10 protein-coding genes are annotated in these 13,211 nt (G+C 47.1%); 1 reads left to right on the top strand and 9 read right to left on the bottom strand.

What is annotated here, in order from left to right:
* Positions 1-629: 629 nt before the first annotated feature.
* Positions 630-902, bottom strand: a complete 273-nt coding sequence (locus C5O19_RS21815; RefSeq protein ID WP_104715511.1) for a hypothetical protein — start codon at positions 900-902, stop codon at positions 630-632.
* A 228-nt stretch (positions 903-1,130) separates the two neighbouring features.
* Here C5O19_RS21815 and C5O19_RS21810 point away from each other — a divergent pair, with 228 nt between their 5' ends.
* The gene (locus C5O19_RS21810) at positions 1,131-1,496 is read left to right on the top strand and encodes a hypothetical protein (RefSeq protein ID WP_104715510.1); all 366 of its coding nucleotides are present in this window, start codon (positions 1,131-1,133) and stop codon (positions 1,494-1,496) included.
* 93 nt (positions 1,497-1,589) lie between these two features.
* Here C5O19_RS21810 and C5O19_RS21805 read toward each other — a convergent pair whose 3' ends face one another.
* From C5O19_RS21805 to C5O19_RS21770, 8 genes are all read right to left on the bottom strand, one after another.
* Positions 1,590-3,677: a xanthine dehydrogenase family protein molybdopterin-binding subunit gene (locus C5O19_RS21805; protein WP_104715509.1), complete on the bottom strand. Its 2,088-nt coding sequence runs from the start codon at positions 3,675-3,677 to the stop codon at positions 1,590-1,592.
* Between the two features lie 30 nt (positions 3,678-3,707).
* Entirely contained in the window at positions 3,708-4,169 is a 462-nt protein-coding gene (locus C5O19_RS21800; protein ID WP_104715508.1) for a (2Fe-2S)-binding protein, read from the bottom strand.
* Between the two features lie 222 nt (positions 4,170-4,391).
* Positions 4,392-6,203, bottom strand: coding sequence for a cytochrome c peroxidase (locus tag C5O19_RS21795; protein WP_104715507.1), 1,812 nt, complete (start codon positions 6,201-6,203; stop codon positions 4,392-4,394).
* Between the two features lie 65 nt (positions 6,204-6,268).
* Positions 6,269-7,732, bottom strand: a complete 1,464-nt coding sequence (locus tag C5O19_RS21790; protein WP_104715506.1) for a hypothetical protein — start codon at positions 7,730-7,732, stop codon at positions 6,269-6,271.
* A 406-nt stretch (positions 7,733-8,138) separates the two neighbouring features.
* On the bottom strand, positions 8,139-8,570 hold the full coding sequence (locus C5O19_RS21785; RefSeq protein WP_104715505.1) for a response regulator: 432 nt from the start codon (positions 8,568-8,570) through the stop codon (positions 8,139-8,141).
* A gap of 35 nt (positions 8,571-8,605) precedes the next feature.
* Positions 8,606-9,034, bottom strand: coding sequence for a response regulator (locus tag C5O19_RS21780; RefSeq protein ID WP_104715504.1), 429 nt, complete (start codon positions 9,032-9,034; stop codon positions 8,606-8,608).
* 1,209 nt (positions 9,035-10,243) lie between these two features.
* Entirely contained in the window at positions 10,244-11,434 is a 1,191-nt protein-coding gene (fabV, locus tag C5O19_RS21775) for an enoyl-ACP reductase FabV (RefSeq protein WP_104715503.1), read from the bottom strand.
* Positions 11,435-12,068: 634 nt separating this feature from the next.
* Positions 12,069-13,157 (bottom strand): hypothetical protein, encoded by a 1,089-nt coding sequence (locus tag C5O19_RS21770; RefSeq protein WP_104715502.1) that lies wholly within the window; start codon positions 13,155-13,157, stop codon positions 12,069-12,071.
* Positions 13,158-13,211 lie beyond the last annotated feature (54 nt).

Genomic DNA, 13,211 nt, shown 5'->3' with positions numbered 1-13,211 from the left:
TTACCTAATCGGCGGTTGATAGGTACAATAGATCTTAATCTAAAGGCGGAAGAGAAATAGTACATTGAGCCAATACAACTTGGCGGGTTGCTTTGTCTAATGCGGTGCAAACTAAATACATAACCGAATAATAAAAAAATCAAAAATGAAAAAATTAAGGATAGGTACTTAATTAATGAAATTATTGACGAATTATCAGAATGATAATAATTTGATTAATTTTAGTAATACTTATGATAAGTAACTGATATATAGAGTTTTATAATAGAATCATAATTTTGTATTTGTATGTGATAAGGCTTGTATTGTAGTATTAATACTACATATTTTATAGTAGTTATATTACAATATTTTATCAAAAATAATTTTATACGTATAGAGGGAGGAGTTCTATATAATTCATAAAAGTTAGCTGTTGTATAAAAGAGATTTAGTGAATAAATATAATTTAATGCAGATAAAATTAAATCCATAAATCCTTCTCTAATGGATGAGATTAATGTTTTGATTCGATTTGTTTAGAATCATAGGGAGGGGATAATTGTGAGACATGATACTTTTAAAGTAGATGAATTAAGTAAGGTAGACTAGTTTTACCAGTAAAGCTAGTCTACCCAATAGATGCATTGCTAATCGTTCAACCGTGCTTTTAGTTGCTCAAATTCATCTTTGTAACGTACTAAATCATCGGTTGAATAACTGACCTGATTGTTTTCCATCAGATAGATCATATACGAAAGAAAATAATACCGCTCTCGACTGGTAAGTTCATTTTTATCTTCGGTAGATAAGGGTCGCCGTAAGAGATCTAAAATCAAACGATTCTGGGCCATCACCTTAGCCAGCATAGTGTGTAAGGTATCGTTTTCAGCAAATTCGGGTTTTTCAGGCATGAATTCCATAATAGCAGATGGTTTTAAGTAAGGAGAATAGGTATAGGGAGTAGTACTAAAAGGCTCATTCCAGCGGTCCATGGGTATGGAAAAGCAGCCTAAAACTTGAAAAGTAAATGGTATTACGATCAAAAGGATTAAGTAATAGGAAAGCTAGTTGCAAAAGGAAGTAGGCTAGATATTGGACAATTGATTAATACCTAGTACCTTGCAATACAATCTAATGAAAATCTAGCTATGAAAACGTTTGTAAGTGGAGTGATTTTAGCGGTAGGGCTTTGGAGTGCTGCGTGTACTTCTTCCTCAGACACGGCCATTACGGTCAAGGACAATGAAGAAGCGTATACTTTTTCAGCCCATTATGATAAGTCCCGAACTGCTGCCCTGCAGGAATACCTGACGGATGCTTTGGGACCCGAGGCATGGACCTCCCAGGTAGATATTAATCAAACGACGACGCTACCCGATCAAACGACCTTCCATGTAGAAGCCTCTGCGGGGCAACTTGCTATCGAAATGGACAAATCGTCCAATAAGCCAGCCGCTTATCAGCGATTAAAAAAGGTATGTGAAGGAATGCGAAATGTTATACTAGATAAATAAGTTACGAGCTATTGATACAAGTTTGTGTTACAAAAAAGCCCCCAAGTTGTATTCAACTACTTGGGGGCAATCTGCAATCAGTTATTCATTTTACTACAACAACTCCTTGTATTCTTCACTAAACGGTTGGTTTCGGAGTCGCTTACCCGTCACTTTAAACAGGGCATTTGCCACACTTCCACCCGTGGGAGGTAAGGCAGGTTCACCCAGACCCGTAGGGTCAATCCCGTTGTCGACAAAGTGAACGTCTACTTCAGGAATTTCAGAAAGACGAATCAGCCGAAAGCTATTGAAATTTTTCTGTTCAGGTACGCCCTCTTTGAAGCTTAGGTTACCGTACATCGCATGGCCCAGACCATCCACAATACTACCTACCACTTGCTGGCGAGCACCGCTGGGATTGACCACCAGGCCGCAATCAACCGCGGCGTGAATTTTGCTGACTACCGGGATACCTTTTTTCACGCTGACTTCCGTTACCTGGGCCACGTACGAGTTATGCGAAAAATAGACGCTAAAGCCCTGATTTTTCTTCTGACCCCAGCCCGCTTTCTGGGCCGCTAGTTGAATAACCGCCTTCATGCGGTCAATGTCATATTTGATGGCTCCGGCGGGTTTGGCTTTGGCCTGATCCAATAAAGCTAACCGAAAGGCAACGGGGTCTTTCCCTGCCGCCTGGGCAACTTCATCTAAGAAAGACTGTTCGGCGAAGGCCAGGAAATTGGTAATCGGAGCCCGCCAGGGTCCCGTGGTAATGGCAGACTTGCGATCAACCGAATCAATCAGCAGGTTCGGGACGGCACCCGATGGAAAATTGTCTTCCCGTGTGGAGTTGCCGACATTGAAGCCCACACCACGTAATTTATAGCCAATCAGGTTGTTCTGAGCATCCAGAGCCGCTTCAAACCGGTACCGCACACAAGGCCGGTAACTCCCTCCACCCATGTCGTCTTCACGCGTCCAGATTACTTTCACCGGAGCCTTAATTAAACTCGAAAGCTCGGCGGCTTCGAGCACGTAATCAGCCTTCAAGCGGCGACCAAAGCCACCGCCCATGCGGGTCATGGTTACGCTGACCCGTTCGGGGCTGATGTTAAGTAATTTGGCCGTTTCCGTACGGGCGAGTTCCGGGGTTTGAGTCGGGCCTACCAGTTCAACGCCATCGGGCCGAACGTGAGCGAAAAAATTCATCGGCTCCATCGGATTATGGGGCAGAAAGGGGCATTGATACTCGGCTTTTATAATCTTGGCCGCCTGCTGAAAAGCCGTATCCACATCACCGTCTTTTCGTCGAACCGTCGCTTTGGAACTGTCCAGCATTTCCTGCAAGAGCCGATTATGATCGGCCGTACTTTCCAGATCGGCCTCTTTTTCGTAGGCAATCTTCACGACTTCGCGGGCTTTTTGTACCTGCCAGGTGGATTTCCCTACGATGGCCACATTGTTTTTAAACGTAACCACATCGACAATGCCCGGCATGGCTTTCGCCGCTTCGGCATCGACGGACTTTACCTTTAGTCCGAAAGCCGTAGGTCGCTGAATCATGGCGAACAGCATCCCTTCCCGGTAAAAGTCAAGTCCAAACAAAGGTTTCCCCATCACAATTGAGGGATTATCCGTATTGGCCACGGACTGTCCGATCAGTTTAAAAGCTTTCCGGTCTTTCAATACCACATCGGTGGGAATGGGCAGGGCGGAAGCCTCGGTAGCCAGCTCGCCGTAGCTGAGCTTTTTACCCGCGTGCAGGACAAAGCCCTTGTCGGTTGTACAATCCTGAACGGGGACCTGCCAGCGTTTGGCGGCGGCCTGCATTAGCATCTGCCGAGCCGTAGCTCCGGCTTTTCGCAGGCGTTGGTAAGAGTGACGAATGGAGCCACTGCCACCGGCAACCTGCCGCTCAAATGCGGTAGTATTCAAAGGAGCCTGAACAATCACGACGCGTTTCCAGTCCACGTCGAGGTCCTCGGCTACCAGCATGGGGAAGGCCGTTTTAATGTTCTGTCCAACCTCGGGGTTGGGAGATTGAATGGTGATGGTACCATCGGGCGAAATAGCCAGATAGCTATTGAAGGTGCCGTCGGAGCGGGGGGCGGCTTCACTGTCCGTCCAGTGAAAACCCAAAAGCAAGCCTCCGCCTGCGGAAGCCGCCAGTTTTAGAAAGGTACGTCTGTTGGAAGTCATGAATGCAGTTAGGGCTTAGAGCAGGGGAAGCTACTTTTTCTTCGTGGCGGCTCGCTGTACGGCTTCACGAATGCGATGGTACGTACCACAGCGGCAAAGATTGCCCGACATGGCCGCTTCGATTTCGGGCAGCGTAGGCTTGGCATTTTTCTTGAGAAATGCCGCCGCCGTCATGATTTGTCCCGCTTGACAGTACCCGCACTGCGGTACATCGACTTCGTTCCAGGCCTGTTGTACGGGATGGTCGCCTTTTTCGGAAAGCCCCTCAATCGTCGTGATTTTTGCCTGGGATACCGCTGAAACGGTCAGTACGCAGGAACGGGTAGCTTCGCCGTTGACGTGAACTGTACAGGCTCCGCACTGGGCCATACCGCAGCCGAACTTGGTACCCACCAGTCCTAAATGATCCCGTAGGACCCACAGCAGGGGTGTATCCGGATCAGCTTCCGTCTGGTAGTCACGGTTATTAATTTTTAGCTTGAAGACCGCCATGGGTGCGTCAGATTTGGTAAGAATGCTCGTAGGAAGGAAAGTTACTTTTTTTAATGGTAAAGTTCAAAAAAGAAACGATCAACGAAGGAGATTCTGCGACAGAACCTGAACAGAATAGCTAAATAAAGTACTGATAATCAAGTTTGCATACTAACCAATTGCCCTGCGTATCTGATACATGGGTCGCAGATACGCAGGGCAATTCAGTAAATACAAGACTACTTATTTTCGGGACGAAAGAAACGATTCATCCGTCAGAGCCTTCATGAAGTGAATCAGATCTGCCTTTTCCTGCGTGCTTAGGTTCAGCGGGTCGGCCGACAGCGTCTGATTAGGTACGGTTAATCCAAGGCCCTGACCACCGCCCCGGTCATAAAATTCCACGACTTCTTCGAGGGTTTTGTATACACCATTGTGCATATACGGAGCCGTTAGGGCTACATTCCGTACGGTCGGTGTTTTGAAAGCGTGGCGGTGCAGGTCAGTACCCGTCAGATTGTACTTTCCTACATCCGAATCCAGACTCAGATTTTTCCAGCCGGCCTGAGCGGGTACGCCGAGCACTTCACTTTCTGCTTTTTCGTAGAAGGGAGGAACCGTACCATTCGTCAGGGGCAAGAAATGACAGGTAGCACACTTCGCTTTTCCGGCGAAAAGATTGAACCCGCGTTTTTCACTTGCGTTTAGGGCCTGCTGGTTGCCGCGTACATATTGATCAAAACGGCTGTTCAGCGAAATCAGCGTTCGTTCGTAGGCGGCCAGTGCATTCCGGATGGCGTGCGTCGTCATGCCTTCGGGATAGGCTTTGGCAAAAGCCTTGCGGTAATTAGGGTCTTGTTGCAGCTCCAGTAGGGCTTTGTCCAGCGAACCGTGCATTTCTTCGTGATTACCAATCACATCAGTCGCCTGGTCTTCCAGATAAACCACCCGTGAATCGTGAAACAGGCGGGCTTGCAGGGCAGCATTCAGCAACGTGGGCGTATTCCGCGTCAGTAGGCCCCCCGACAGCGAAGCACTGCGGGTTTGACCGTCACTAAAACCCTTGTCGGGCTGGTGGCAGGAAGCACAGCTTCGCTGGCGATTCCCGGAAAGGATGGGATCATAGAACAGCTTCCGACCCAACGCAATCTTTTCGGGCGTCGAGCGGTGAGCGGCTACCGATACGAAATGTTCCGCGTTGAATCCAGCCGTATCCTGAAAAGTCTGGGCCGTACTACGAAGCGTGCGGGATTCTTCAAACGGCTTTATGCCAAGAGATAACTGAGCCTGGTACAATGCTGAACTCAAGGGATTCAGAAAATTCGTCAGAAAATCCAGTCGATCAAAGGCATCGAACGAGCCAGTCAGTTGTTGTTCGCTACTGATAAACAAAGTATGAATTTGCCGGGCCTGCTCGGGATGATCCACTTCCAGAGCCTGCGTATAGGGTTCCAGTCGTTCTCGCAGGGCTGCCAGGGCACTCTGGGCTTCGGGCAACGAATGCAGGGCGGCTGGTGAGTCGAATCCCGTAATCCCCAGGGCAATGATGCGGAAAATTTCCAGCCGGGCCGCGTCAAAAATGTGAGCGTCGGTAAGCTGATTGGAGCCATCCATGAACGAAAGCCGCGTCAGGTTAGCCTTGAGTACGCGAACGTGTTGTTCCAACTCCGCGTAGTGAGCAGTATCCAGCACCGGGAATACATATGCTTCAATCACCTGAAAGCCTTCGGGTGGAATGACGAGGTTATCGGCTTCCTCGAATTCGTCGAGAGCCGGACCATTCAGGTTTTTTGCCGTTTCGGGAAAATAGTATTCTGTCAACCATTCCACGCGTTTATAGGCCAGTCGGGCCAGTTGAAAACGCTGCTGCAATTCATCGGCGGGACGTTTTTGGAGTACGGCCTGCAGTAAGGTAGTGACGGCCGAATCAAGTCCGGCAATATCCTGCCGGAACTGCGTTTGTACACGTTCGGCCCGACTGGGTTTGGGTTGGCACGACCACCAGAGGGCGAGACTCAGGCCAACGAAAGCAAGGAAAAGCCCAAGGTTTTTCATGGGGAAAAAGCAGAAATTCCTGCCGGAGTACCCGGCAGGAATAAGTTCTATAAAATCAAGAATGACTAGCGGGGTAAGCCACGAATAATGACCACTTGACTGGCCTGATTTTCGTTTTTACGGATGCTACCACCATCCACGCCCGCGTACGCCGGTGAACGCCAGCTGTGGGGTTGAATCATCAGCATAAAGGTGGCCTCTTTGCCCGTTTCTTCAGAGATATCAACCAGTGAGCCGTATTCCCAATCACCGAATTTGGAAAGGGCAAATTGCGTTCCGGCACTATTCTGATTGTATTTTTCCTTATCAGCAGCCATCCGGTGGTGATCCAATTCGAATACTACTTTCAGCTCGCCCGTAGCGATGTTGTACTGGTACAAGTAGCTATCGTGCGTTTCGTCACCGTAGCCATTGGGATCTTCCTGGATGTATACGTAATTTTTCGTTACGCAAAGGTTATCAACATCCTGGAACGTTTTAGCCTTGCCCGTACGATCATCACCGTCGAGAATCACCTCCAGCTGACCCGCCAGCGGGTTGTTTTCATCGAGCGTCAGGCGGTAGGTGCGGCCGTATTTCGTACGGGAATAATCAGCATTTACACCCGTGTTGTTTTGACCCGTTACATTGAAGTACACTTCCCGACCGATGCCATCCTTGCGGTAATCTACGTCTTCTACGCGACCGAATTGAATGGATTTCAGCTCAGTATTCACTTTTTCGTTCATTTGGCGACCCGTCAGGGTTTTCTGATTCTCGATTTTAACGAACTCAACGGCATACTTCTGGTTCTGCTTAATGTCCATTTCTCTCTGATTCAGATCCTTGCGACGAAGGGTGTAGTACGAACCGTTATCCAGATCACCTACCTGATCGGCTACGTACAGGAATACCTGACCACCGTTGGTACCACTATCGTCATCACCCACCATAATCACCGTTTTGCCGGGGAACGCCGTTTTGGGTAAAGGTAGAGCCTGTTCGGCATTCTGACGACCGAGTGACGACTTCGTTCGGGACATACTAGCGGCTCCGGCAGGGCTGTAAGGGTCCAAGGCGTGAATTTGAGACTCTTCGCTTGATTCGCCACAGGTCAGATACACGGGACCAAAGCCATGCTCTTTCGGAGTAGCCATCGTGGCTGAACACAGCCGGTACTGACCACCATCGGAGTTAAGAATGTACTCGCCTTTTACGGGTTTAAACGTTTTGTCGAGCGTGATCCGGGATACGGCGAAGTTGTCCTCGTGGTTGATCAACATGGAGAACGTTCCATCCGCATTTTTGAGCAGGCCGGAACCATCCGCAGATCCACCAAAAACGAAATCAGGCGACTGGGGTAGTTTGTCGTCCGAGCCGATCAGGGAAAATAATTCCAAGGATTCAAAGCCCGCCTGTTTTTTCAGCAGGGCCGGAGTAACCGAGTGGTTTTGTAAGACCACCGCATTGGAAGTGTCGGGATCGGAGTGATCCGTACAGGACCAGAGAGCCAGGCCCAGAAGAACGGTAGAAGTTAATGCTCGTTGCATGGTAGATATGGTGAGAAGCCACAAAAATCCACCTACAGTATTACTTGAATATTACGGACGTTTTATCGATTTATGAGCTTTGAAAAGGGTAGATTTTTTCAGTCAGTATAGTAAGCAAAGCGTCTTCAAACTCAGAAGAAAAGCATTGATGAACCCTGAAAAATGAGATCTATGAGCAGGAACGTAAATCGTTTGGTAAGAGCGGTATTAGGACTGGAAAAAACCGGAGTAGGGGCAGAAGCAAAAAAGGGAGAGGAACCCTTTATACGTCAATTTTTGTCATTTGACATATAAAGCGTACAGTTCATAGAATAAGCTTGATACCCCCGTTTAAAGAAGTGTAATTTTGAACCATAGGTTTAGAGGTTAAGCAGGAAACTCCCCCGTGATTCATGAGGGAGTTTTTTTATGAATACCGGGGTTGTTTCTGGACCTTCGGCAATTGATTATGATTGTTCCAGAAATCAAAGACCGTATTCCAGACATTGATATACTCTTTGCGGTTCTGGGGCTTAATGACAAAGGCATTGACGCCACTGGTGTAAGCCTCTTTAATAAAGGCTTCGTTTTCCCAGTGGGAAAACATCACCACGGGTAAGTGCTTCCACTGACGCGAGGTCCGGAGCCGATCCAGCAGTTCAAATCCATTTTCACCCGGTAATTCGTAATCCAATAACATAAAGCTGGGATTAACGTCTTCCAGATACAACAATGCCTGTTCCGCGTCCTCAGCAAAAAGTAACCGGCATTGCTGATTACTTTTTTCATAACTCCAGTTCATAATAAACCGATGATCCGGGTTATCTTCAACGACCAGTACTAACGGTTTTTCATTCATGATAATCTTGGTTCAAAAGCAAAACTGCCAGTGACTTAAAATAGACCTTTAGATGGTAATTCAATAATTTGAGCCCAGTACGCATAAATTTGCTTCCAGGTTTGAGCTAAATCCTGATACGTTTGGGGTTTGACAATGTAGCTGTTTGCTCCCTCCTCGTACGCTTTCTTGATGGTTTCTTCCTGTTCGGAAGTAGTAAACATCAAAACGGGTAAAGCTTTCAACGCCGTACTTTCCCGAATCCGAGTCAACAGCGATAAGCCATTAAGCCGAGGCATATTAATATCAAGCAAAATCAGCGAAGGTTCCAACGCCTGATTCTGTAACAACTCCCAGGCAAATTCTCCATCCTCTGCAAAAATGAGATCTCCCGGGTAACCGCCTTCTTTAAAAGCTAGTTCCAGAAACTCTCGGTCATCCTTATCATCGTCAACAACTAAAATAGTAACGGTTTTTTGAAGCATTGTAAATCCTATAGACGGTATAAAATTGATGGGGATACGTATATAGCAGGTAGAAGAAAAGTTGAACAAAGGTAAAAAGATAAGCGAAAAATTCCATCAATCGAATCCAGATCCTATCCGATCTGGTGAGGATTATCCGAAAAGATAAGGCTAAGAAAGCCTTTGATCGCGAAGGTTTTCTTAAAGATAAGACGTGTATGGGATTTCGTGCTTAACCGGCTTCACGGTTGCGGGATGCCTGTATCCATGAGGCTAAAGATTCATTGAAAAGCTCGTTTTGAAATAGGCTGACTATGGAAATGTGTTATAGTACCTTGAAATACCGGTCACACCAGATTCTACAGCGTGAGTGGGTCGGTAAGAAACGCATAGGAGTTCAGGAGCTAAAAAGATCAGCACGGAAAAAGCATCGAGTCCTTCCACAAGGCTTACATCCTTGTCCTTAGATTGCCTAATGGTACACATTCCTTATCAAAACTCAGTAGCATCATAGCGGTAATTTATTCTATACCCTGCTCAATGAAGCTTAAGTAAGCCTTGATGATAAGGGTGTGGGCAGGTAACGGAGCATGGCTTTTACTTAATTCCATACCTGATCTCCTATCTGGTACAAAACAATGAATAAGATGTAATAATTAGATACAATGTACTATACGTAAACCTTAATCTCCCACAAGCAGTGTTTATTTGTTTAATTAATTTGGATTGAAATCAAACCTCATCTGGCTTCCGGATGAGGTTTATTGTTTAATTAGACATGTTACTCCTTGATTTATACTCAAAAGTGATATTTATCCCCGTTACAAATAATCACTTTTAAAATAAAACAGAGCTATTAGTAGTTTTTGCTATGCGTTTACGAACGTCTAAATTAAATCTCACCGTTTTGAAATAGTGAGAACGGTTGTCTTTTAAATTATGGTACAAAACACATATTCTGATCTTGAAGTAGATGTGTTCAAAAAAATTGCCCAAGTCTGGTAATAAAAGTTTTATAAAACGTATATAAAGTCACGTGACTTACTATATTTGCTGTTCACCGATTAAGTTAAAGGTGTGGGTTAATTCACGAAAACCGTTGGGTCCTGCCTGACGGTTTTTTTAATAGTGTTGTGGAAATGAATGCGGGGAACGCTCAAAAAGAAAACCCTGCCCCAAGCCTCCGGCCTTGGACAGGGTATCTCAATATAATCATAAGGGTACTGACTCTTAAGCCAGACCGGGTATTTCGACCATTTCGTCTACGGAAGTTTCGTAGGCAACGCCGCCTACTTCAAAACCGAATAAATTAAAGAAGTCGGTTTTGTATCCTTCCAAGTCACCCAGTTGCGGTAAGCTTTCAGTAGTTGCTTCTGCCCACAAACTGGCCACTTGAGCCTGAACGTCCTCCCGCATTTCCCAATCGTCAATACGAATACGACCTTTTTCGTCCGTAGGTACGGTTCCATTGGTGTATAGACGTTGTTGGAACAAGCGTTGCATTTGTTCGATACAACCTTCGTGGATGCCCTGCTCTTTCATCACCTTGTACAACAGTGAAATATACAGCGGAATAACGGGGATCGCCGAGCTGGCCTGCGTTACCAGAGCCTTGTTAACCGAAACATAAGCTTTGCCATCCAGGTCTTTCAGCGTATCCGTGATGCTGGACGCCGTTGCTTCCAAATCATCTTTGGCCCGGCCAATGGTACCCTTGCGGTACACGGGTTCGGTAAGGGCTGGTCCGATGTAAGAATAGGCGACCGTCAAAGCACCCGGAGCCAGTACGTCTGCTGCCTTCAGGGCTTCAATCCAAAGTTTCCAGTCTTCACCACCCATGACAGCGACCGTATTTTCGATGTCTTCTTCCGTAGCGGGTTCAATGCTGATTTCCGAAACGACGCCGTTGTGGAAGTTAACCGTTTTGTTGGTAAAGGACTGGCCAATCGGTTTCAATACGGAGTTGTGCGTAATGCCCGTATTCGGATTGGTCCGCCGGGGAGAGGCCACGCTGTAAATCACCAGATCCACCTGACCTAAATCGGCCTGGATCAGGCCAATCACTTTCTCTTTGATTTCGTTGGAAAAAGCATCGCCGTTCACACTCTTGGCGTACAGACCTGCCTCCTGAGCCTGGGCTTCAAAGGCGGCCGTATTATACCAGCCCGCTGAAGCCGGTTTGCCCGGCTGGGGTGGCTTTTCGAAATACACACCGAGAGTTGCGGCCTGCGAGCCAAAGGCACTGGTAATGCGGGAAGCTAGCCCGAAGCCGGTCGAAGCTCCGATCACCAGCACTTTCTTAGGCCCCTCAATCGGGCCTTTGGACTGGATATACTGAATCTGATTCACAACGTTTTGCTCGCATCCTTTGGGATGGGCCGTCAGACAGATGAATCCACGTACTTTAGGTTCAATAATCATGGTAGGTACGATTGGTAAATCTCTACGTAAAGAGAGAAAACGTCCAAAATAACACAGAATGTCCCAAACTTGAAGCAAAATGCCTCAGAATCCGGTAAATTTCTGTAGTTGTTACCGAACACAGGCTTCTGGTTCAATGTAGAATAGAGCCCGCAAATACTATATGTATCTGGTCAAAAAGCAGGTTGTATTTTTGCATGAAACGTACTGCCTGTAGCCCTTACATTCGCCTTACCTAGATCGACTTTGGTACCGCAAGCACGGTTGGGTGGTAGCTGGAGAACCTCTGCAGTGGGAGGGTTTTCATCCGCTAGCATTTCATTAGGTAATGGTTTGAAGTTGTTAAAGTACAACCAACTATCTGTGTGTGCGACATAAACCCAATCCCCGTCCTATCACATTCCATGTCGGAATTCCATTCCGGGAATCGCATTCTGGGGCTCAAGCCACCTTCTTCCTCGGCAATGCGTTGGACTAGAGCAAGAGGAAGTCAGCGGTGGGCGTGCCGGCATGGAATACATACGGACTAAAAAACCAGCCAACTCAACGGGACGAAATACTAATCCTATAATACTAAGTGTTACACATTAACACATCACCTGTAATGAAACCCCAAACTATTACTAAACAACAATTACAGGATAATCTGTAACCCCGCCGTTACACCCAGGTACAAGCCCTGCGTATTCTTGGTTCGCTGCTTACTCCAGAGATAAATGCCCCGCAAATCATCCGAAGTCTCACGCGTGAAGTCTACGTAGTTGATCGTGGGCCCAAGGAAAAATTCCCATTGTTTCGCGAACCGAACGGAAGGTAGTATACGTAAAGAGTTCCGTAAATACTCCCGTTTTTTGAAGTCAGTGAGGGTTACCGTAACGGCTTCCAGACTCACGCGATACGGTTCACGCACGAGTACGTGAGCCCCCAGACCCGCTTCCAGTCCGTACAGCGATTGTTGGGGTTGTTTCAGGTTGTATCCGAGTCCAACCAATCCGTATAGGACTCGTCCACCGGAACGGAAGGACAAGAAGCCCGTCAAGGTTTCATCGGTACTTAAGGAAATACTTTTCTCCCCATTTTTCACCAGATTAATCAACCCAATCGAATAATCACTGCTATCGGCTATATTCAGTACTCCGATTTGTACGCCTTTGACGCGTTTGGCCACGTTGATCAGACCAGCAACTTGCGTATGGACTTCTTCGGACTGATTAAAAACCCCGGCCACCTGTACCGTCGATTGGCGAGATACGTTGCCCACCCCCGCTACCTGAACGGCCTTACCCGTTCCAGCGACATTGGTGACACCCGCTAGTTGTAGACCCTGCGTCTCTTGGCTGACTACATTTAGCAATCCCGCCAATTGGGTTGCCCGGGCCGACTGAGCCCGGTTCAGAAGTCCCGACAGCTGAGCACCCTGAGCCCGTCCGCCAATCGTATTGAAAAGGCCCGATAGCATCAATCCTTTCGCATCCTGTCGAACGACACTGCCTAGGCCCGCCATACTGAAACCCGTCTCCGCCCCGGAAACGCCCGCCAGTAGATGCAGAGAAAATGAGTTGGAGTATTGGTCGGCGTGGGTGCCATTACTACTTAAGGGATAGACCAGACCAATATGAGCAACACTCTTTTGTAAATCCTGAGCCTGAACTCCCGATGCCAATCCAGCGAAGAGGAGTGTAAACCATTTTTTGAAAGAAGCGGAGTAAGAAAAAATTTTCATGAGCTATGAATGCATGAAGTGATGAGAATCTACGTCTACGAAAAGTCGCCAGCT

The organism is Siphonobacter curvatus (assembly GCF_002943425.1).
Taxonomy (GTDB): domain Bacteria; phylum Bacteroidota; class Bacteroidia; order Cytophagales; family Spirosomataceae; genus Siphonobacter; species Siphonobacter curvatus.
This window is presented reverse-complemented; position numbering and strand designations above follow the sequence as displayed.